Genomic DNA, 23,389 nt, shown 5'->3' on the forward strand with positions numbered 1-23,389 from the left:
ATGCGTATTCCGCCTGTCAGCATGTTGCGTCAACTTGATACCTGCCGCCTGATACCGTCGCGTTTTGCCGACCGGGAAAATTCTGTCCTCGCGCCTTTGGCGGACAACGCTGATCATCTTATCGACTTATTCGATCTGGATAATGCCACCAATGAAAGGTTGGTGGGCGAACGGGGTGGCCTGCCAGACATCGGCATTGACGAGCTGGTGTTTGGCGTACCCAATTTTCGCATTATCAACGCGGCCTATACCTATCCCCGCCCGGAAGGCAGCCGTTTCAATAGTGGCACGCGGGGCGCCTGGTATTGCGCTTTCGACATCGACACCGCCTTGGCCGAGATCGTTTTCCACAAGACGGTGGAATACCAGGAGATCGATTATTTTCATGACTCGGTCAGCTACCAGACTTTGTTGGCCGATTTCAGCAGCGAGTTCCACGATATCCGCCGAACCCGCGGTTTCGCATCGTGCCTGCGCCCTGACAGCTATATGGCTTCCCAGGATTTGGCCGCCCATCTGCTCGATATAGGCTCGATGGGCATTGTTTATCCCAGCGTCAGGCGTGAGGGCGGCACTAATCTGGCCTGCTTTCGCCCGGCGCTGGTGGGCAATGTGCGCCGTGCGGCAGCGTATCAGCTGAGCTGGACCGGGTCGCCCACACCTCGTATCCAGGCCAAACCATCCAAGGGCAAGGGTTCAAAGTGAGTAGTGTACGGTGGCTTGCGGTGTGGTGCGTGCTGGTTTTAACCGGTGTCGGGGCACCGGCATGGAGTGCGTCTTTGGCGCAGTGCCATGGCATGCGCGATCTGGTTTTCGTCGCGCACCAGGACGACGATTTGCTTTTCATGAATCCCGACATCAACACCACCATCAATGCCGGCGGTTGCGTGCAGGTCGTTTATCTGACCGCCGCCGAGCGCGGCGAGGGTGAACAATATATGCTGGGGCGGGCGCGGGGAGTTCGCGCGGCCTATGCCTATCAGGCGGACAAACCCGATAACTGGGTCGAGGACGTCGCCGTATTCGATAAACGGCCGCTGGCGCGTTTTGTGTTGAAAGCGAACCCGCGTGTGTCCATGATCCACATGCGTCTTCAGGATCCCTGGCTTGGAAAGGGATGGGGCAGCCTGACTCCTCTCAGCCGGGCTGAATCGGTGCCTGGGGCCACAGCGCAGTCGCTTGGACCCTATGTGGAAATCTATAACCGCGAAGACCTTGTCGCGACGATTGCCGATATCATCAAAGACTATCAGCCCACGGTTGTGCGGCACATGGACGCAAGCATTACGATTCCTTATACCAAACTGTGCTGGCGTTGCCCCGGCAGCGATCATCCCGATCACATCGCCAGCGCGCGTCTGGTGCGCGACGCGATCAAGGTGGAGCCGGGCAATTATGCCGAGGTGGGGTATGTCGATTACCCGACTCAGGAGCGTCCCGCTAATTTGACCGCGGCCGAAATCACCGAGAAAACCAAAGCGTTCAGGCATTACGCGTGGGACGATTATCGTTATTGCCCCAAAGGCCCGGCTACCTGTAAAGAGCCTGCCGGCACGGCCGCGTCGTGGGTAGGCCGAACCTATTATGTGATACGGCGCAACGCGGCGCCCGCCGTGGCGTCCAACCCGGCCGGCGGCTATTTCCTGTTTGCGGTGGGTGAAGCCAATTCGGCGGCGAATGTGCGCGCCGGTCACGACAGGCATTGGCAGTCGCTGGGCGGGCGCATAGCCGGCCATGTGGTGGCCTTCAATCTGAATAATGGCGCGGCCGGCGTGCTGGCGCGCGATGCGACAGGCGGCTTGTGGTTCAAGGTGCAAACGGGCGGCCGGGCATGGCCGGGTTGGCAGAATCTGAATGGTCCTACTATTGTGAGCGTGCCGTTTGTGACCCACAATGCCGATGGCCGGCTAGCGCTGCTGGCGCTGGGCAGCGATGGGTTGTTTCATTATGGGGCGCCGCGATCCGCCGATCTGCACGCCTTGTGGCAGTGGTCGGCTTTGCCGGCGCTGGCTCGATTTTTGCCGGATGTAGCCGTTACGCCCGATGCCGACGGACGCCTGACGGTTTTTGCGGCCGATCGGGGCGGCGACCTTTGGATCAGCTCGCAAAGCGCGCCGGGTGCAGGCGTCTGGACGCCGTGGCGGCAAATCGACGACATATCCACCTCGGGCGGTTTAGCCGCCTTGCGCAATGGCCAGAGGCTGATCGAACTTTACGCTCGCGACAAGGAGACAGGCCATCTACTGAAAATAAGCCAGTCGCAGCCTGGCGCGGCTAATGGCCGGTGGGAAGCCGCCATCGATATGGGCTTTTCCTACGTAGGCCATCCGGCTATCGGTTTGGACGAGCAGGGCAGGGTCGTGGTTGCTGTCCTGGACCATGCCGATGGGGAAATTTGGCTGGCGGACGCATCGGGCCTGGTCACCTTGGGCGGCAACGTCGAGTCGACCCCGGTTTTGCGGGTCATAGATAATTCGCTGTACGTGTTCGCGCGCAGCAATGAGAGTGCGCAGACCTATCGGCTTTGGACTCGCGTAAAGGGCCAATGGCAGCGCCCGCAGCGTTTGTCGCCGCCGCCGGCCTCCGGCGGTGAATCCTTTATCCATACCCCTATCAACCATGCTCCGGCAACGATTATGGCGGCACAACCTTGACCGCAATGAGCCATGGCGCTTCATGCCTGTTCGTTTTCGGGCTCTTGCAACATGCTTTGTAAATCGGCCGCCAGCAGTTCATTCATGCGCTCGCTGGTTTCCTTGGTGGCTATCATGAAGCGTTCGTCATCGCCCCACACCTGAGCCAGGGCTTGGAACATGTTTTCATCGTGGCGACGAAATAGCCGTGTGGCGCGCGCTGCCTGAGCATCTTTGAATCCCAATGTTTTCAGCGCTTCGGCGCCCAGGGTAAGACCGGCTTCGAACGTTTCGCGTTCGACGATATGCGCGCCCTTGTCCAGCAAGCGGTAGGCGTGGCGCCTGTCGTAGGCCCGGGCGAGTATTTTCAGGCCGGGAAAGTGCTGAGCGGCAATTTCGACCAGCTTTTCGGCCTGATCTCGATCGTCTATCGCCACTATCAATAGCTTGGCGTCGGCTGCGCCTGATGCGCGCAGCAGATCCAGGCGCGTGGCGTCGCCGTAATACACGCGTCGGCCGAAGCGCCGCACCAACTCCACCTGTTCGGCGCTGGCGTCCAGCGTCGACGTTTTAAAACCATTGACAATCAGCAGGCGAGCAGCAATCTGGCCGAAGCGTCCGAAGCCGGCGACGATCGCATCGGGCCGATCGTCAAAGGCCTCATTGGCAGGCTCGGGCAGGCTCGACAAGCCTCGGGAGCACCAGCTTTGATAACCGATCAGCGTCAGTGGCGTCAAGGCCATCGACACGGCCACCGCCGCGGTCGCCAGCGCGGAGATGTCCGCCGGGATAACACCCAGCGCCGAGGCGATGCCCAGAAGTACGAAGGCGAATTCGCCGCCTTGGGCAAGCGCTGCGGCGGTTAAAGCCGCCGCCCGACCTTCCACGCCGAAAAGGCGGGCGATGAGGTAGATCGCCGCCATCTTCACGAGCATCAGTCCAGCCACCAATGCAAGCAGGGCGGCCGGTCTTGAAGCCACCAGCCCCAGGTCCATGCTCGCGCCTACGGAAATAAAGAACAGGCCCAGCAGCAGACCGCGAAACGGCTCGATATCGCCTTCCAGCTCTCGCCTGAATTCGCTGTCGGCCAGCACGACGCCCGCCAGAAATGCCCCGAGGGCTGCCGATAAGCCGACCGCTTCCATTAGCAGAGCGACGGCAATAACCAGCAAGAGCGCCGAGGCGGTAAAGATTTCGCGCGACCGTGTCTTTGCGATGAAACGAAAGGCGGGTCGTGTCAGATAGCGTCCCGCTCCAATAATCAGCATGACGGCGGCCAGTACGGCCAGCGCCTGTGCCCAGGCAGGAAAGCCGGCGAGCAATCCTTGCTCGGGCATACTCAAGGTGCCGCCTCCGCTCGCGGCCAACAGAGGCAGGGCGGCGAACATGGGGATGGTCGATACATCCTGGAACAGCAGGATGCCGAAAGCGGCCGCGCCTGCCGCCGTGTGTCTGAGCCCTTTTTCCTCGAAAGTCTGCAGCACAATGGCCGTAGACGATAGGGATAGAATGAATCCCAGCGCTGTGGCCGAGCGCCACGGCATGCCCAGGCCCATGCCGATCCCGCTAAGCGCTAGGCCGGTCACCAGCACCTGCGCGCCGCCCAGCCCGAAAAATACGCGGCGCATACCCCATAGCAGGGATGGACGGACTTCCAGCCCAATCAGAAAAAGCATGATGACCACGCCGAATTCGGCAAAATGCATCACACTGGTCTGATCGGCGACCAGGTGCAAAATAAAAGGTCCGATGACGGCCCCGGCCATCAGGTAGCCCAATACCGACCCAAGTCCAAGCCGCTGCGAGATGGGCACGGCGACGACCCCGGCGGTTAAGTAAACCAGGGCCAGCAACAACACGTTTGTGCCTTCCATGAATGGTCTTTCCTTGATGCGCAGCTTGACGGCTTTAAGGCAAAAAAAGGGGACAGTCCATGCCCCTATATAGTGATTGCAGCGATTTCAGCACGGGTTTCCGAGCCTGTGTCCAAAGCGGCTCAGGATTTGAGGTATTTATTCAGGAAGGCGATCGTACGCGACCAGGCCAGTGTGGCTGCCTTTTCGTCGTAGCGTGGCGTGGTGTCGTTGTGAAAACCGTGCTGGACGCCTGCATACATGTATTCCTGATATCGAATATGGTTGGCCTTGAGCGCCGCCTCGAAGGCTGGCCAGCCGGCGTCGACGCGCTCGTCCAAGCCTGCGTAGTGTATGAGTAAAGGCGCTTTGATCTTGGCGGTGTCGGCCGCGTTGGGCTGGTTGCCGTAAAACGGGACGGCCGCCGCCAAATCGGGCAGGCGCACCGCCAGCGTGTTGACGACGCCGCCGCCGTAGCAAAAGCCTACTGCGCCAATTTTGCCGGTGCATTCGGGGCGTGACTTTAAAAATTCCGCTCCGGCGACGAAGTCTTCGATGCGCTTATTGGGGTCGAGCCCGGAAAAAAGTTTCGCCGCCTTTTCTTCATCGCCGGGATAGCCTCCCACGGAAGTCAGCGCATCGGGGGCAAAGGCGATAAAACCTTCCAGCGCCAGGCGGCGCGCCACATCTTCGATATACGGATTGAGGCCGCGATTTTCGTGCACGACCAGTACCCCTGGCAGTTTTCCACCCGTCTTGGCCGGCATGGCGAAATATCCGCGTACCGTGCCGGAGCCCTGTGGCGACGGGTAGCTTAAATACTCGACCTTGATGCGGCTGTCGTTGGGAGCCACTTGCTGGGCAAAGGCATAGTTGGGCTTGAGGCTTTCGAGCATGGCCGCCGCTGTAAAGCTGCCCACGGCAAACTTGGCGGCGCGATCCAGAAAGGCACGCCGGTCAATCATGCCATGGACGTACGAATCGAACAATTTCAGCACGCCCGGCGGAAAGTCGCTGGCTTTTTTGCGTTCCATAAGAAAGGCTCCTGAATCAAGGTAGTAACGACTATGCTTGCCGATAAGTAAGGTGTCCCGATGGTGGAAACATGGCAGCCACAAGGGCTGCCACTACAAATACGTGCCTGTGAATCATGTGGGCTGCTGCTACAAATACGTGCCTGTGAATCATGTGGGCTGCTGCTACAAATACGTGCCCGTGAATCATGTAGCGGCACCCCTTGTGGGTGCCAAAAAGCAGATGGCTAGCCTGGGCCTCGCTATGGATGAGCCGCAGCCCATTTCTTGACCGCTGCCATGGTGTTTTTTACATGGTCGTCGGGGCTCATGCTGCTGTATTCATAATAGATCTTGTGGTCGGGGGTGATGACATAAGAGATGCGGCTGGCCATATTGGGCATAAAGGCGGCCTTCGCGTCATAAGCCTTGATGATTTTTGCGTGAGGGTCGGCGCCGACCGCGAATTTGCTGCGGCATTCGCTTACCGAAAACTTCTTCAGCTTATCGAGATTGTCGGCCGACACACCCAGTACGGTTGCGTGATAGTGTTTGTATTCGTCGGTTGCGTCGGCAAAATCGTGGGCCTCGATGGTGCACCCTTTTGTAAAGGCGGCGGGATAAAAATACAGGACGACCGGGCCTTGTTTCAGCGCGTCGTTCAAAGAAAAAGGAAAGACCTTGCCGCCCAGTGTGGCCTGGACGCTGAAGTCCGGAGCCTGGGCACCGGTTTCCAGCGCCGCCTGGCTTGCCAATGGGGCGATCAATGCCAGTGCGGCTAGTCCGTGAAATAGGGTGGGGATTGACAGATGAGGCTTGATGGCTGATTCTCCAAGGCGTTGCAATCACATTGTGCGTTTGCCGTTGCGAGCCCCCGCAAAAATGCGCTTGCGTCGTAGCCTTATGCTAAAACCTGCCTGCATGGAATGCAAGGGGTCGTAGGTGGATGCCGGCGTGCTTGCTGGGGTTTTGGCAGCCACAAGGGCTGCCACTACAGTACTGACGGGTACGTTTTTGTAGCGGCACCCCTTGTGGGCGCCATATTGGCAAAACAGATTAAGGAGCGCCGGACGAGTGAAAGCGGATATTTTGGTTGTGGGAGGCGGGCTTGTCGGTTCCAGCATTGCCCTGTATTTAATGCGGCACCCGCGCGCCGGGCGGGTGGTAGTGATCGAACCCGACCCTACCTACGCCCTGGCCTCCACGCCAAGGGCTTCTGGAGGTTTCAGGCGGCTCTTTTCAAGCCCGGAAAACATCCGGATGTCACAGTACAGCATCGGCTTTTTTAATGATTTCGAGCGGGAGGTGGCCGTCGACGGTGTGGCGCCGGGTCTGCAGATCAAGCGCCAAGGTTATCTATTCGTTGCCGAGCCGGAATTTCTGCCTGTGCTTGAAGAAAATTATCGCACTCAAAGCGCGCTTGGCGTGAACGTCCAGCTATTGGATGGGGACGCGCTCAAGCGCAAGTTCCCGTCTCTTGAAACCGGCGATATCGGTGCGGCGGCTTATTCTCCGGACGATGGCTGGCTGGATCCGAACTCCCTGCTCCAGGGCATTAGAAAGAAGGCGGTCGCGCTGGGCGCGCAATACGTGCAAGACCGTGTCGTTGGGATAGTTTCGGATTCAAACCTGGCTCGTGGCGTCGACCTTGAGTCGGGGGGGCGGATCGACGCCGATGTCGTCGTCAACGCGGCAGGCGCCTGGGCTTCGCAGGTATCGGATATGGCGGGGATGCGTTTGCCCGTGTTCCCGATGCGCCGTTTCGATCATTATTTTGAATGCAACGTGCCGGTGGAGCCCTTGCCTTACGTCAAGGACATGGCGCGCCTGGCGATGAGGCCCGAGGGGCGTGGTTTTACCGCGGGCGTTCCCAACTGGAACGAGCCTCGCGGCTTCAACTTTGATGTCGACCACGGTTATTTCGAAAATGTGGTGTGGCCGGCCATTGCGCATCGCGTTCCCAGCTTTGAGGCGGTCAAGCTCAAAAGTTCATGGAGCGGCTTGTACGATCAGAATGCGCTCGACACCAATATGATTCTTGGCCCATGGGTTAACGGCCTGCCCAATTTCTATGTGGCGGCGGGTTTTTCCGGGCATGGGTTGATGCATGCGCCCGCGGTAGGGCGGGCGATGGCCGAGCTGATCTGCGAAGGTCGTTATCAAACTCTGGATTTGTCCGCCATGGGCTATCAGCGCATCATTGATCAAATTCCTTATCCGGAAAGAGGGATTATTTAAATAACTGTATATATTTCAATATATTATTAAGTTATTTTAAAGTTAATTATATCATCCGGATAAACGGTAGATTCTCATGAATCAGTCGACTCGACGCGATTTTTTAAACCGTACGGCACGCTCGGCCGCTGCATTGACGGCCTTGGCTGCTTTGCCGGCATCGATCCGCAAGGCGCTGGCTGTTTCCGCCCACTCGGCAAGCGGTACGCTCAAGGATGTCGAGCATATCGTCGTCCTGATGCAGGAGAATCGATCGTTCGATCACTACCTGGGGCATCTGAGCGGAGTACGAGGCTATAACGATCGTTTTCCTGTCCGGCTTGCCGGCAAGCAGACAGTATGGATGCAGCCACGAAGCGACGCCTTCCAAGGAACCATCGCTCCGTTTCATCTGGATACTCGCACCACCAGCGCTCAATGCATAGGCGATCTGGATCACAGCTGGCGCAAAACACATGCGGCGTTCAATGATGGCCGCTACGATCAGTGGCCACGTTACAAGACCGATATGACGATGGGTTATCACCTGCGCCAGGACATTCCATTTCACTATGCGCTGGCCGATGCCTTTACAGTGTGCGATCATTATTTTTGCTCGATGCCCGGACCGACGCATCCCAATCGCCTATTTTTAATGACGGGCACGAACGATCCATCGGGCAAGGGCGGCGGCCCCTTGATCGATAATCGGGATCTGGTCGATCGCCCCGGCCTGCCGGCCTTTACCTGGACGACTTATCCGGAGCGCCTGGAAAAGGCCGGCATCTCATGGCAGATATATCAGGAAGGCACCGACCCTCACGATAATTACGAAGGTAACTACGGCCTGAACGTGCTGGCCAATTTCAAGAATTTCGTTAAGGCTGCCGACGGGTCGGCCTTGCATCGTCGTGCCATGACGGCCCGCCCTTTGGCCCAGCTTGCCCGGGACGTAAAAAACAATGCGCTGCCGCAGGTTTCCTGGCTATTGCCGCCCGCGGCGTTCTGCGAGCATCCGAGGTGGACTCCGGCTTATGGCGCAAACTATGTTGCGCGCGCCCTGGACGCGCTGACGGCTAACCCAGAGGTCTGGAGCAAGACGGTTTTGTTTCTTATGTATGACGAAAACGACGGGTTCTTTGACCATATCGTGCCGCCGCAACCGCCAGGCGACCAGCGTTCGGGTAAAAGCACGGTCGCGGTGGCCGATGAATTGCACACGGTGGTCAATCCCGATCACAAGCCTGTTTATCAGGCCGATAATCTGCCTTATGGACTCGGGCCCCGCGTGCCGATGATCGTGATTTCGCCTTGGTCCAAGGGCGGTTTTGTGTGCTCCCAGGTGTTTGATCACACGTCGGTCATTCGTTTTATAGAACAGCGCTTTGGCGTGATCGAACCCAATATCAGTGCCTGGCGCCGCGCGGTGTGCGGCGATTTGACGGCTGCGCTGGATTTTTCCACACGCCACATCGACTTGCCGCCCCTGCCCGACACGCGAGGCTATCGGGCCCTGGCCGACGAGCAATGCCGCAGCCTGGCCAAGCCGCAAGCGCCCGCCGGCAATGAAATCGCTTTCCATGCGCAGGAGCCGGGTACGCGGCCTGCGCGGCCCATACCCTATGATTTTCGGGTTACGGACACCGTTAATATCAAGAAGAGACTCCTGCAACTCGAGTTTGACAATCGGGGTGGGCAGGGCGCCCATTTTTGGGCGTATTCCAGCGATCCCGCGCAAGCGCCTCGCCGTTACACGGTTGAAGCGGGCAAATCCCTGGCCGATGACTTTCCTGTCGATACGGGATCGGGAAAATATGCCTGGACGGTATACGGGCCGAACGGTTTCGTTCGCATTTTTAACGGGTGGATGAGGGTACCCGATGCGGCATCAGGCGTAGCGGCCGCCGCGGTCAATGGCGGCCCGGCGCCTGACATGTTGACGGTCCGCGACGGGTACAGGAATCAGGCCGGTGTTTTCCTGCTGGAACTGAATAACCGCGCCGCCGAACCTTTGTTCATCGTTTTGACCGACAAGGCCTACGGAGCGCCTCCCCGGGAATTAACGCTATTGCCGGAGTCCGGATTCGTCTCCGAATGGGATATTGCGAGCAACCATCATTGGTACGATATTTCGGTGACTCTGGTCGGCCACGCGAATTACGAACGTCGCTATGCGGGGCACATGGAAACGGGCCATGGCAGCCGAACCGATCCTGCGGCGGGTGCGCCGGTTCTGGTTGCGGATTAAGGCGATAGTTAAGGACGTGCCCGTGAATCATGTAGCGCCACCCCTCGTGGGTGGCACAAAAATTCTGGCTATGACCGTATGCGGTTTCTGGTCGTCGACGAGGCGAATTTTTTCGCCTTTTTGCTCGATGCCATCGATGATGAAACGGGATTTACAGACTGCGGCATAGACAACCGACTCCACCATGGTTTTTACTTCGGCATCCGTCACAACGTCCGCTTCGGCATCATTCGGCATATTTTCAGCCCCGGTCGCAACACCCGCTCCGGCATCGCCCGGCATATCGTCGGGGGTTTCCTCGGTCATATCCTTGGGCGCCTCCTCCGGCACATCGTCCTCACCTTCTTCTTGCACCACGGTGATGTGATACATCGTGCTGCGATAGCGATAATGCAGCGTGAACGTGTTCCAGCCTGGAGGCAGGCAGGGCACGAAGCTCAATTGATCCACCTCGACCCGCAGGCCCAGCAGCGACTCCAGGATCAGCCGATACATCCAGCCCGACGACCCCGTGTACCAAGTCCACCCGCCGCGTCCGATATGCGGCGAGACGGCATAGACATCTGCTGCGACCACGTAGGGCTCTACCTTATAAACGGCGATGTCCCGGGCCGAGCATCCGTGATTCATGGGGTTGATCATCTGCAGCAGATCCCAGGTGCGCTGCCTGTCGCCCAATTTGGCGAACGCCATGGCGGCCCATATGGAGGCATGGGTATATTGGCCGCCGTTTTCCCTGACTCCCGACGGATAGCCACGGATATAGCCCGGATTCAGGTCCGAATGTTCGAAGGGCGGGTCGAGCAGTTGAATCAGCCGGTCGTCGCGCCGGACCAGATGTTTATCGACCGCGCTCATGGCCGTGCGGGCGCGAACAGGGTTTGCCGCAGCGGACAATACCGACCAGCTCTGCGAGATGGAATCGATTTGGCATTCGGAGTTGGTCGACGAACCCAGCGGCCGGCCGTCATCGAAATACGCGCGCCGGTACCACGCGCCATCCCATCCGTTTGCGTCCAGGTTTTGCTGCAACTGTCCGGCTTCACTGTCGCAGCGTTGGGCAAATGACGAGTCGCCGTAAGTCCGTGCAAGGTCGGCGAATCGTTTGAGCACGTCAAACAGGAAGAATCCCAGCCAAACGCTTTCCCCTCGGCCTTTTTCTCCCACTTTGTCCATGCCGTCATTCCAGTCGCAGGAACCGATCAACGGCAAACCATGTCGTCCGTATCGGAAGCTTCGTTCGATGGCGCGTACGCAATGCTGATAAAGGTTGGCTGACTGTCCAGACCGGATGGGCAGGTCGTAGTAAGAATCTTCGTCTGGATTGACCGGGCGCCCTTCAAGGAAATGCGCCGATTCGTCAAGAACGGGAAGGTCCCCAGTGCTGGCGACATAGCGGCAGACCGCCAGCGGCAGCCACAGGTAGTCGTCGGAGCATTTGGTGCGCACGCCTCTGTCGCTGGGAGGATGCCACCAATGCTGTACGTCGCCTTCGACGAACTGATGGGCCGCGCAGCGCAACAAATGGTCACGCACCAACTGGGGTTTTGTGTAGACCAGTGCCATGACATCCTGCAACTGGTCGCGGAAGCCGAATGCACCTCCCGATTGATAGTGGCCGCTGCGCGCCCAAAGACGGCAGGCGAGGGTTTGATACATAAGCCAGCCGTTGGCCAGGATATCCAGCGATCGGTCTGGCGTTTCGATTTGCACGGAGCCCAGCGCATCGAGCCAATAAGCGCGCACCGCATCGAGCTCACCGCGCGCGGCTATGGAACCTCGCAAACGCTGAATTAACTGACTGGCGTCGCCGCTACTGCCCGATACCCCGAGCCTGAAGATAAACTCGCGTTCCTGGCCATCTTTTAACTCGAACGACGTCTGAATCGCCGCACACGGATCAAGGCCCGCGCCGACCTTGCCCGATAGCCGCAGGCGTTTGAGAGCCGCTGGGCTTTGCAGCGTTCCGTTGCGGCCAAGGAACTCCTTGCGATCGCCGCTGATGGTGCGTGGCGAATTGCCTGCTTCGAGGTCAAAAAAGGCAGTCCTGCCGGTGAATTCGGTGTTGTACGCGTTACGCGCAAACAGGGCGCCTGTGCCGGGATCGATCTCGGTGACGATGTGCATGGCCGATTTGGCCGGGAGGTCGCCCAGAACCCACTGGACGTAGCCCGTGGCCGAAAGCTCGCGCGATCGGCCCGATTCATTGCGTATTTTCCAAACAAAAAACTTGACCGGCGCATCCAGCGCCACATAAACCCATAGTTCCGAATCTATGCCGTTTTCCGAATGTTCGAACACGCTGTAGCCAAAGCCATGGCGCGCTATATAGGGCGACAGGCCGCCGCAGGGGTGGGCTGTCGGCGACCAGAATTGGCCGCTGCTTTCATCACGCAAATAAAAGGCTTCGCCGCTTGGGTCGCCGACTGCGTCATTGCCCCACGGAGTCAGGCGAAATTCGTGGGCGTTCTCGCCCCATGTATACGCCTGGCCGCTTTCTGAAACAATACTGCCGAATTCCGGATTGGCCAGTACGTTGACCCACGGCGCCGGCGTACCCATGTCGGGGGTGAGGGTGATGACGTATTCGCGGCCGTCAGGCGTGAATCCGCCCAGGCCGTTGCCCATAATCAGATCGCGGCGCGGCAGCTTCGGGATATCCGGCACGCTATCGCGCAAGCTCTTGGCCGGCGCGAATCTGGGGATACGCAGTTCGGCCACGCCAAGCCGGTTGATCTGTTCAGACAGCGTCCCCGCGCTATCGGCAATAATGACGCGAGCCACGGATTGCAGCAGGATCCGGTCTTCATTGGGAATCTGATCGCCGGGGCGTACAAAAATCCCGCCGGGCTTGTCGATGATATGTGCTTCGACCGCAGCCGCAATCAGCCCCATGATTTGATCTTGCAATAGTTGCCGGTAGCCCGCGTGGTCTTCGTTCCAGATGACCAGATCGACCGCGAGTCCTTTTTGACGCCAATACGTGTGCGCTCGCACCATCTGTCGCACTAAATCGATGTTTGCCGGATCTTTGATCTGTAGCAGCACGATCGGAAAATCGCCCGAAACGGCATAGCTCCACAGGCCGGATTGCCCGCGGCGATTCTGGATCAGGACACTTGCTTCGGCGCGAAACGACGGGTTTTGATAAATGATGGAGCTCGCAAGCCTGCCAAATAAATTGGCATCGGCCTCTGTCACATTAAGCTGTCGCAGCACCACCTGGCTGTGAGTCCAGCTTAGTTCGAAAACACGGTCTGCCAAATGACGATCCTGGTACTTGTCGATCAAGGCCAGGCTGGCATCGCGGCTTTGCGCGGCGCCCGTCACCATGTCGACGACGGCTGTTCGGTGAGGCCCCAGCGTGATCCGTATGCGAATGGCGGCGATCGGATCGAGCACCGAGCCTTGGCTTCCCGACAAAGGGGTCGACACACGCATGGCTTGCGGCGACTGCAGTGTATTGCCACGCCCCAAAAATTTGGAGCGATCGGTTTCGTAGGAGACATGTTCGACTTCAACGCCGTGGGCCGCCATTAGATGGAACATCCAGGGCGGGTGTTCGTCGGGCGAGCGCGCGCGGCGGGTGCCCAGGATCGCGCCTTCCGATTGAAGGATTTCAGTCTGGACAAACAGATTGCTGAATGCCGGATGCACTGCGTCGGCCGCGGCCGGCGCCAGGACGATTTCGGTATAGCTGGTGAGCTCGATCGTTCTGGTCGTGTGGGAGCGGTTGATAATACGGCAACGGCGCAGTTCGATATCGTCTTCGGGCGAGACAACGATTTCGGTATGGGTGTCGAAGTCGGCGTCGTCGCGGCTGAACTCGGCCCTTCCTTCCGAAAAAATCACCTCATAGTGTCGTGGAGGCTTCAGGGTCGGTTGATAGGTTGTAGACCAGAACGCCGTGCCGGTGATATCGCGCAGGTAGCAAAACGTGCCCCACTGATCGCACGTGGTGTCTTCGCGCCAACGGGTGATGGCCAAATCCTTCCAGAGGCTATAGCCGCTGCCGGCGGCGCTCACCATGACGTGATAGCGGCCGTTTGACAAGAGCTGTACCTCGGGAACAGGCGTGTTGGGGTTACTGAAGGTACGCGCCGATGTTTCCAGCCCCGGTGAGATAACGCTGCGTATGACCGTCAGCTCGGTGTGTTCTGCATACGATGCGGCGGCCCTGGGGATTTTCTCGTGCAGCAGGAGCAGGGTCGCCTGGAACGACAGGTCGGCTTCAAAGCGTTTCTGCATGGGCCTGTCCAGCAATACATACGCCAGCGACAGGAAACCCATACCCTGATGGTGGGACATGAACGACCGAATAATGGCACAGGATTTACCGCGAGGCAGGCGTGAAGGCGTAAAGTCGATGGCTTCAAAAAAACCGAACCGGCCCTCGAATCCTTCGGCCGACAGGCGTCGTAAATTACGGCAGGCTTCGGCAGGTGCAACCATCAAGGCCAGCATCGAGGCATACGGAGCCACGACCAGATCATCGGCCAGCCCGCGTTTGAGGCCCAGGCCAGGCACGCCGAACGCGCGGTACTGATAGCTCAGGTTAGCATCCAGAGTATTGAAGCCACTTTCCGAAACCCCCCACGGCACGCCGCGTCGCGCGCCATACTCTATCTGCCGTTTCACCATCGACTTGTAAGTCTGGTCAAGCAGGGTCTTGTCAAACGTAGGCATGACCAGCAGCGGCATCAGATATTCGAACATTGATCCGCTCCACGACAGGAGCGTGGGTTCACCACCGACTGCAGTCAATTGCCGGCCTAGCGAAAACCAGTTCTCCTGGGGTAATTGGCCTTGAGCTATTCCGACAAAGGTGCATAGCCTGGCTTCCGAGGCCAGCAAATCGTAGAAACTGTCGTCGCGGCGGCGCTCGTCGACGTTATAACCGATCGTCAACAGATGATTGCTCTTGTCGTACAGGAAATCGTAATCCATGCGCGCCAGTTCGCACGCCTGAAGGCCAAGTTGTGTCAGCGTGCCAATGCGCTCTTGGGCTCTCTGGGTAGCCTGCGGCAGCCATGTGGCCACTTTGTTCAGCCACTCTTTTTGATCGGGCGCAATGCTTGATTCAAGCTGCCGCTCAAGCTCGGGCCACAACACCGTTTCGTATTGGCTAAGCTCGTGCAGCGTGGGGATCAGGTTCAATTCGGGAAATTGCGTCAACCACTGAGTGGGCGCTCCGGGTTCGGCCCAAGGCGCCAGAAACGCCAGCTCATCGCATGCTTGCTGGCATTGTCTGTTCAGGGCTTGACTCCAGCGGCTTGTCTCCGGGTCCAGATCGGGATCCAGGCTGGCGCAATAAAGTGTAGTCGCCAGAGCCATGCGATCGAGCGTATCGCGAACCGCCCACAGTGTGGCAGGGCGGTTCTTGCAGGCTGATTCGAGATCTTTTTCAAAGATCGCCAGTGAGCTGGGCAATTTGTTTTCCAGAGTGCCCAGCAATACGTTGAAAGCGTCGCGCAAGCCTTCGAAAAAATGCTCGACGAAAATAGTTTGATGAACCGTGCCCAGCAGGCCTGATTGCAGGGTCAGCAGGTGCCCGGCCAGGTTGCCGCTATCGACTGTCGAAATATAGTACGGGTGCAGCGGCTGCAGACTCTGGGTGTCGTACCAATTATAAAAATGGCCTTGGTGCTGCTCCATGACGGCCATCGTGCGCAGGGAATTGCCGGTGCGCTCCATCATCAGGCCGGCCGGGATGTAGCCAAAATCGCAGGCAGCCAGATTGGCCAGCAAGGCTAGCCCGATATTGGTGGGCGACGTGCGATGTGCGATGCTCTCGACAGGATGCTCCTGGATATTATCCGGAGGCAGCCAATTATCGTCGGGCCCGACCCAAGTTTCAAAGAAAGCCCACATTTTGCGGGCCTGCCTGCCCAGAAACAGGGCTTGTTTGGGCGTCAAGGCGATCTTGCCGGTGGCAAGAGGCCGGCTGAGCCACCAGACCAGGGCGGGGGACAGGAGCCACAGCAGCAAAAAGGGAGCCGCAAGGATTAGCGCCTCGGGCTGCCAGCGGGCCAGGTAAAAACCGGTGCCAGCCGCCAGAACAGGCCCAACCCACATCGCCGCATATGCGCTGCCCAGGTTCGAGCCGGCATCATCGTGGTTGGGTTGGCTCGATGGATTCCACTGGAGCAGCCGCTTATGGCTGATCCGCACCCGCCAAAGAGTGCGCAAAACGGCGTCCAGGCTGTAGAACGCTTCGTAGGGCAGGCAGGCCAGCGTAAGCCCCGACTGCGCGAAGCGGCGGCCCGCCGATTGCATTGACGTGGCAAGATGCTGCCTGAGCAATACATCGTCGGGCATGCGCAGCAGGTCAAGCAAGGAAGCCATGAATGGCGGTATGAACAGGATGCCCAGTACCGCCTCAGTCCAGAACCAGGGGTTTGGCATCATTGTCCAGGCCAGGATCAGCAGCAACGCCAGCGCGGGCGGAACGATGCTGCGACGCAGATTGTCCAATATTTTCCAGCGCGACAAGGCCGATAGCGGGTTCTTCGGGCGTTTGCCGTCGACACGCGGGCTGCGAGGAAGAAGCCACCCTGTCAGTTGCCAGTCGCCACGAATCCAGCGATGCCGCCGGCTGACATCCGCGTTATATCGGGACGGCTCTTCTTCATACAGTTGGACGTCGCTCAGCAGCCCGCAGCGGGCATAGCAGCCTTCGAGCAAGTCGTGGCTAAGCACCGCGTTTTCCGGTATGCAATGATCGAGCACCCGTCCAAAGGCATCGACGTCGTAGACTCCCTTGCCTATGAACGAGCCCTCGTGAAATATATCCTGATACACATCCGACACGGTGCGTGTGTAAGGGTCGATGCCGGGCTCTCCGCTACACAATTGCGCATAGAGCGATGCGCCCGATGCCGGCAGGCTGGCAGCCACGCGTGGCTGTAAAATTCCATAGCCTTCGGTGATGCGGCCCTTTTTGCTATCGTAGCGAGCCTGATTTAGCGGATGCGCCATCGCGCCGGCAAGCCGCCACGCCGCGTCCCGCGGCAACTGCGTGTCGGTGTCCAGCGTAATCACATATTTGACGTTCGAGAGAGCTTCGGTCCTGCCCACCACACACGAAAAGGCGTCGTCTGAACTGCCGCGCAAGAATCCATTCAAATCGGATAGCTTGCCGCGCTTGCGCTCGTACCCCATCCAGATCTTGTCTTGCGGATTCCAGCGACGCGAGCGATGAAAGAGGAAAAAAATATCTTCGTCGCCTCTACTGTACTTTTGATTCAGCTCATTGATATTATCCCTGGCGCGCTCAAGCAAGGAATCATCCTGCGGCAGGTCTTCAGTTTGTGCATCCGTAAAATCGGTCAGCAGGCCAAAATGCAGGTGCTTATCCTGATTGGCCAGAAAGCGGACCTCGAGCATGCTGCTCAAATTATCGATTTCATCGAGATCCACGAGCATGGTGGGGACAACCACCAAGGTGCGCGACTCGGACGGGATGCCTTTGGAAAAATCCATGCGCGGCAACGGTTTCGGTTGCACCAGCACAGTGAATAACCAGTTAAACAAGGCGATGCCCAAGTGGCTGGCGCCAACAACCGACAAGGCGGCCATCAGCGCCAATGCCCACCCGCTTATCCCTGCCAAATAGGCTTTTGCGATCAGGCCGCCTGCAAACAACAGGGTCAGTGGCGCTATGCCGCCAAGATAGCAAAACAGCGGCGCTCGGCTGGCTCGTCTGTGCACCCGCTCCATAAACGCAAGTTTTGCGCGGGCGTCGCGTTCCAGCGTAGCCAGCCCCTTGTCGACCAGATAGAACCCGACGTGGCCCGTGCGGGCGTTATCGCCGTGCTCGACCAGACTGTCGGTAGCCAGCGCGATCGCCTTTTCCGCTACCTGTTCTTCAGAAAAGCGGGAATATTTAGAAATCCTTTCAACGCTGTGGCGATATCTGTCGCGCGTACCGAAATCCATTTGGCTATAAGCGCCGACGGGGTCCTTTTCCAGGATTCGTTCAACGATGCTCATGGTTTCTACAAATTCGCGCCAGTTCATGGTTGCCAGGAACCGAAGGCTGACGATGCTGTTGCTGATGGACACCTGGTCGGCCGCTTGCTGCCGGACTTCCGCCGATATCAATTGCTCGATGCTGGCGCCCGACTGCTCAAGACGCTGTTCGATCCATGTCAGGGGCAAAGCGAGCGCCGGGCCTTGGCCTTGCAGGCGCCGCGCCAGTTCGGCCACAAAAGAACCCGCCATGGCCGGGTCGGAACGCGCCATGTCGGCGATGACCAGAATCAGGCTGGTGGGGTCGCTCTCGGCCGTCTGCCTCATGCGGTCGGCCCATATGCCGGCCAGGTTCCGGCTATTTCGATTGTCCAGTAGGCAAACGGCTACCCGCCGCAGATTTTCGATAAGTGCCAGGCGCAGCATAATGGGTATCGCCCATAACTCGCCCAATTTAAGGGGGGTAATTTTTTGGTAAGCGGCCACGAAGCGGCTTAAGCTTTCGGGGTCAAGGCGGGCGTCGCTGTGCGAGGTGATTTCAAGTGCAATGTCATACACCCTGGGCAAGCCGGCCGACACGCCTTTCGATAATCGAGGCAGGCCGCGGCTATAGCCCTTTGGCAAGTGCCGTTTGGCGGTTCGAATCTGTTCTTCGATAAAGTAGAAATTATCCAGCAGCCATTCCGAGGCAGGCTCAACTTGGCGGTTTGCCTCAACCGCAGTGAGCAGCAGCGCGCAGGCTTCACCCAGCATGCGCTCGTTATCGGACAGGCGCGCGAGCAGTTGATCTTGTGCGGAGGCGCTGCTTAGTTTATGCGAGCTGGCAAGGCGTTGGCCGTGCTGCTCCATCTGATGCGCACTAAACAGCTCTGAACGCAGAGGCGGCTCTTGTTGCAGCGCGCGCTGCGGGTGTTTTGGCTTGACTGCCGAATTTACCCAGCCGAACAAATTCTTAGCGATAGTCTGGACATTTGATTTCAACTTCGCTCCTTCTTTATGCAAGTCTTCGCATTGATGCCAGTAGCGGCGGATAGGACTTTGTAGCGGTATCTCTCTGGTGCCTGTAGCGGCACCCCTTGTGGGTGCCATTTGCAGCAGCACCTTCCGTAGGCGTCATTTGCAGATACCGTCTTGATTGCCAAGATAAATGGCAGCCACGAGGGCTGCCGCTACATTAGCGGCGGGCACGTCTTTGTAGCGGCATCTCTGCTATGCCCGTAGCGGCACCCCTTGTGGGTGCCATTTGTTTTGGCACCCGGCCAGCCGGCTGGCGACCGGACCAACTACGATGATACGCCACGCACCCCGAAGATATTTGCGTCTGAATGTTACGTAGTGATGAAATCGGAGCAGAGCTGCGCTGCGGGCGGCTATACGACGGGTAGCGTACAGAAAGTTGCAGCTTTTGGTGTACCCTGTAGAGGCCGTACGCCGCCGATTGCCTGTGCGCTCAGGGAACTGGATTCGTGTCAGCCTGACTAACAGAACGGGGAAACATCAGCAGTGCCATGCTGACGCCACCCATCATTCAATGCGAGGCTTATCCATGACTGTCCATCAGCCGAATTCACCGTACACGCACTTGCTTTCAAACGGCAGGTACCACGTCATGGTGACTGGCGGTGGAGGCGGCTACAGCCTATGGAACGGTCTTGCCGTCAATCGTTGGCGAGAAGACGAGACCCGCGATCAGTGGGGCGCCTTTTTCTATATACGCGACACCGAAAGCAATCACCTCTGGTCGGCGGGCCATCAGCCGACGCGACAGTCGGCGGATCGCTACGCGGTCGATTTTTCGGCGGGACGCGCGGTATTTCGCCGGACGGACGGCGACGTCGAAACACGCAGCGATATAGTCGTTTCGCAAGACGATGACGTCGAATTGCGCCGTCTTTCCATTACGAACCGTTCTACGCAGAGGAAAACACTGGAACTGACCAGTTACCTCGAAGTAGTCCTTAGTCAGCCGGCCACCGACTCCGCCCATCAGGCGTTCAACAAGCTCTTTGTCGAAACTGAAATTATCGCGGACGATCAGACTGTTTTGGGGCGCCGACGGCCGCGCGCCGTGGGCGAGTCCACGCCGCTCATGTTTCATACCCTCAAGGCGCATACGCCCGTAAAGGGCCGGATATCCTTTGAGACGGATCGTTTGCGTTTCATCGGCCGCGGCCGTTCCGTGGCCTGTCCGCAGGCGCTGGATGCGGGACAGAACCTGTCGGGCAGTGCCGGCCCGGTGCTTGATCCGGTCGCGGCGATTCGCTGTCGTGTTTCGATCGACCCAGGTAAAACCGCAGTACTGGATTTTGCGACAGGGGTAGGGCAGACGCGCGAGGCCTGTCTGCAATTGGCCGGAAAGTACCGCGATAAATCTCGCACCGACCGCGTTTTGGCCGAAGCATCCAACTATGAGACGAGCGTCCAAAGCGCTCTGCACGCGACGCCTGTTCAAGCGCAGTGGTATCAACACCTGGCCAGCCACATTATTTACCCCAGTGCGTCATGGCGAGCCGATGCCGGCACGCTTTGTAGAAATCAGCTGGGTCAGCCGGGCCTGTGGCCCTATGCCATTTCGGGTGATCTACCCATTGCCTTGCTGCGCGTGACCCGCTCCGCAGGCCTGGAACTCGTCCGCCAGTTGGTGCAGGCCCATACATATTGGAGCCGCCATGGGCTGGCCGTCGACTTGGTCATTGTGGGCGAAGACGGCGCCGGGCAAACGGCGCCTCTGAAGGATCAGATCGCACAATTGGTCGACGCCGCCGGTCAAGCCGGTCAGCTCGACCAGCGTGGCGGCATCTACGTGCGGGCTTCCAGTCAGATCAACGATAAAGGCCTGATACTTTTGCAATCGGTCGCCCGCATTGTCATCAACGACAGCGATGGCGCGCTGGCGCAGCAGATTGTCCTCCACACGGAGGCCATGCGGGGCCATACCAAACGGCCAGGACGCGTTCCTGTAGCGGCACCCCTTGTGGGTGCCGCCTCATCGTCGCCTGCTGTGGCCCTGCCCGAACGCGAACTGGTTTTTGACAACGGGCTGGGGGGATTCACCACAGACGGATGCGAATATGTCATCAGGACCACACAGGACGCAATGACGCCGGCGCCCTGGGTCAATGTTTTGGCCAACTCCTCCTTTGGCAGCCTCATCACCGAAAGCGGCAGCGCACATACTTGGAGTGAAAATTCGCACGAATTTCGCCTAACCCCCTGGTCCAACGATCCGGTGAGCGACAGCAATACCGAAGCGTATTACGTGCGCGACGAAGAAAGCGGCCGCTTCTGGTCGCCTACGCCGTCGCCCGCGGGCGGATCCGCGCCTTACATAAGCCGGCATGGCCGTGGCTATAGCGTTTTTGAACACAGCGAAGATGGAATCGCTTCTGAACTATGCGTGTATGTGGCGATCGATGCGCCCATCAAATTCGCGCGGTTGCGGCTGTGCAATATGTCGGGCCGTGCCCGCCGCCTGTCTGTGACGGGCTATGTGGAATGGGTGCTTGGCGATGAATCCGCGAAAACACGTATGCACGTCATCACCCACACCGATCCGGCCAGCGGTGCTGTGCTGGCGCACAACGCCTACAACACCGGGTTTCCCGGACGCACGGCGTTTTTCGCGGCCGACGATGCGGGGCAGGGTAGCGCCACGGGCGATCGCGCCTCATTTTTGGGCGCGGACGGCGATTTGCGCCATCCGGCGGCCATGGGACAGCCTGCTCTGGACGGCCGGGTAGGCCCGGCGCTCGATCCGTGCGCCGCCATCCGTCTGCCCTTTGAACTGGGCCGAGGCGAACAACGCGAAATTGTTTTCCGCCTGGGGGCCGAAAAAAATGCTCAGGCGGCGCTTGATCTGATTCAAGACTCACGCGGTGCGGCATGCGCGCGGCAGGCACTGGACGCCGTCGAGCGATACTGGGTAGACACCCTTGGCGTTGTGCAGGTCAATACGCCAGACCCATCTCTTAATCTGCTTGCCAATGGCTGGTTGGTCTATCAGATTCTGGCCTGCCGCTTGTGGGGACGCACCGCTTTTTATCAGGCCAGTGGCGCTTTTGGCTTTCGCGATCAGTTGCAGGATGTGATGGCGCTGGTCCATGCGGCGCCCGCGCAAGTGCGCGAGCATCTGCTGCTTAGCGCCTCGCGCCAGTTTCCCGAAGGCGATGTGCAGCATTGGTGGCATCCGCCCGCAGGGCAGGGCATACGCACCCATTGTTCGGACGACTATCTCTGGTTGCCCTTGGTGGCCTGTCGCTATGTACAGGTCACCGGCGACATCAAGGTGCTGGACGAACCCGTTTATTTTCTGGACGGCAGTCCGCTCGGGGCCGATCAGGAGTCTTGTTACGAACTTCCCAAACAGTCGAATCAGCAGGCCAGCCTGTATGAGCACTGTGTGCGCGCCATCAAACATGGCTTGCGCTTTGGGAGCCATGGCTTGCCCTTGATGGGTGCGGGCGACTGGAATGACGGCATGAACCTGGTGGGGGCCAAAGGCAAAGGCGAAAGCGTATGGCTTGGATTTTTCCTGTGCTCGGTGCTGACTAAATTCAGCGCGCTGGCCCAAAGCCACAACGACCCTGAGTTTGCCCGGCAGTGTATTGCCGAGTCGGCTCGTTTGCGCACGGCAATTGAAGCATGCAGCTGGGATGGGCAATGGTACCGCCGCGCCTGGTTTGACGATGGATCGGTGCTGGGTTCGCGCGAAAATGCGGAATGCCGCATCGATTCGATTGCGCAAAGCTGGTCGGTTCTCTCCGGCGCCGCGGACCTGGCGCGCGCGCGCCAGGCGATGGACGCCGTCGATCAGCAGTTGGTGCGCCGCGATGCGGCCTTGATTCAATTGCTCGACCCTCCGTTCGACCGATTTGAGCCCAATCCCGGCTACATAAAGGGCTATCTGCGCGGAGTGCGTGAAAATGGCGGGCAGTACACGCATGCCGCCGTCTGGTCCGCCATGGCGTTTGCCGCGCTGGGCGACGCCGATCGGGCCTGGCAGTTGTTCACGATGATCAATCCGGTGAATCACGCGGGATCGGCCGCGGCGATTGCCACCTACAAAACCGAGCCCTATGTGCTGGCCTCCGATGTGTATTCGCTGGCGCCTCACGTGGGGCGCGGCGGCTGGACCTGGTACACCGGGTCGGCCGGCTGGATGTACCAGTTCATCACGGAGTCGCTTCTGGGCCTGAGGGTCGACGCCGATCAATTGCATTTTGCCCCCTGTGTGCCCGACAGCTGGGATTCGTTCGAATTGGTTTATCGTTACCGTCAAACGACCTATCGCATGACCGTGCTCATGCACTCGAAAGAGGGGGACGCGATGATGACCCTGGACGGTATCGCACAGCCGGGTTCGGCGATCAAGCTGGCCGACGACAAGCAAACTCATCGCCTTGAAGTCCGTATATAGTCGACACCCGCGTTGCACGTTTCATTACATAAGGAGTT

9 protein-coding genes are annotated in these 23,389 nt (G+C 58.9%); 5 read left to right on the forward strand and 4 right to left on the reverse strand.

Annotation, left to right across the window (positions count from 1 at the left end):
- The gene (locus EDC26_RS02585) at positions 1 to 705 is read left to right on the forward strand and encodes an RES domain-containing protein (protein ID WP_243700750.1); all 705 of its coding nucleotides are present in this window, start codon (positions 1 to 3) and stop codon (positions 703 to 705) included.
- Positions 702 to 2,654, forward strand: a complete 1,953-nt coding sequence (locus EDC26_RS02590; RefSeq protein ID WP_132579719.1) for a DUF8189 domain-containing protein — start codon at positions 702 to 704, stop codon at positions 2,652 to 2,654. The genes EDC26_RS02585 and EDC26_RS02590 overlap by 4 nt, the downstream gene beginning before the upstream one ends.
- Positions 2,655 to 2,674: 20 nt before the next feature.
- Here the strand turns inward: EDC26_RS02590 and EDC26_RS02595 are convergent, their stop codons facing one another.
- The 3 genes from EDC26_RS02595 to EDC26_RS02605 form a co-directional block, all read right to left on the reverse strand.
- Positions 2,675 to 4,507: a monovalent cation:proton antiporter-2 (CPA2) family protein gene (locus EDC26_RS02595; protein WP_132579720.1), complete on the reverse strand. Its 1,833-nt coding sequence runs from the start codon at positions 4,505 to 4,507 to the stop codon at positions 2,675 to 2,677.
- 122 nt (positions 4,508 to 4,629) lie between these two features.
- Entirely contained in the window at positions 4,630 to 5,520 is an 891-nt protein-coding gene (locus EDC26_RS02600; RefSeq protein ID WP_132579721.1) for a dienelactone hydrolase family protein, read from the reverse strand.
- A 242-nt stretch (positions 5,521 to 5,762) separates the two neighbouring features.
- Positions 5,763 to 6,302: a peroxiredoxin gene (locus EDC26_RS02605; RefSeq protein ID WP_132580070.1), complete on the reverse strand. Its 540-nt coding sequence runs from the start codon at positions 6,300 to 6,302 to the stop codon at positions 5,763 to 5,765.
- Between the two features lie 271 nt (positions 6,303 to 6,573).
- Here EDC26_RS02605 and EDC26_RS02610 point away from each other — a divergent pair, with 271 nt between their 5' ends.
- Both EDC26_RS02610 and EDC26_RS02615 read left to right on the forward strand, forming a co-directional pair.
- Complete coding sequence (locus tag EDC26_RS02610; RefSeq protein WP_132579722.1) at positions 6,574 to 7,737, forward strand: NAD(P)/FAD-dependent oxidoreductase; 1,164 nt, start codon at positions 6,574 to 6,576, stop codon at positions 7,735 to 7,737.
- A 76-nt stretch (positions 7,738 to 7,813) separates the two neighbouring features.
- A complete protein-coding gene (locus EDC26_RS02615; RefSeq protein ID WP_132579723.1) occupies positions 7,814 to 9,964 on the forward strand; it encodes a phosphocholine-specific phospholipase C in 2,151 nt (716 codons plus the stop codon).
- Between the two features lie 27 nt (positions 9,965 to 9,991).
- Here EDC26_RS02615 and EDC26_RS02620 read toward each other — a convergent pair whose 3' ends face one another.
- The gene (locus EDC26_RS02620) at positions 9,992 to 18,916 is read right to left on the reverse strand and encodes a glycoside hydrolase family 94 protein (protein ID WP_341802604.1); all 8,925 of its coding nucleotides are present in this window, start codon (positions 18,914 to 18,916) and stop codon (positions 9,992 to 9,994) included.
- Positions 18,917 to 19,481: 565 nt separating this feature from the next.
- Between EDC26_RS02620 and EDC26_RS02625 the strand changes: the two genes are divergently transcribed.
- Positions 19,482 to 23,351 (forward strand): GH36-type glycosyl hydrolase domain-containing protein, encoded by a 3,870-nt coding sequence (locus EDC26_RS02625; RefSeq protein ID WP_279432675.1) that lies wholly within the window; start codon positions 19,482 to 19,484, stop codon positions 23,349 to 23,351.
- Positions 23,352 to 23,389 lie beyond the last annotated feature (38 nt).

The organism is Paralcaligenes ureilyticus (assembly GCF_004346225.1).
Lineage (GTDB): Bacteria > Pseudomonadota > Gammaproteobacteria > Burkholderiales > Burkholderiaceae_B > Paralcaligenes > Paralcaligenes ureilyticus.

Bases quoted from the DNA above. Each gene is read 5' to 3' on its own strand.
- EDC26_RS02585 (WP_243700750.1), top strand. From the start codon at position 1: ATGCGTATTCCGCCTGTCAGCATGTTGCGTCAACTTGATACCTGCCGC.
- EDC26_RS02595 (WP_132579720.1), bottom strand. From the start codon at position 4,507: ATGGAAGGCACAAACGTGTTGTTGCTGGCCCTGGTTTACTTAACCGCC.
- EDC26_RS02600 (WP_132579721.1), bottom strand. From the start codon at position 5,520: ATGGAACGCAAAAAAGCCAGCGACTTTCCGCCGGGCGTGCTGAAATTG.
- EDC26_RS02615 (WP_132579723.1), top strand. From the start codon at position 7,814: ATGAATCAGTCGACTCGACGCGATTTTTTAAACCGTACGGCACGCTCG.
- EDC26_RS02625 (WP_279432675.1), top strand. From the start codon at position 19,482: ATGACTGTCCATCAGCCGAATTCACCGTACACGCACTTGCTTTCAAAC.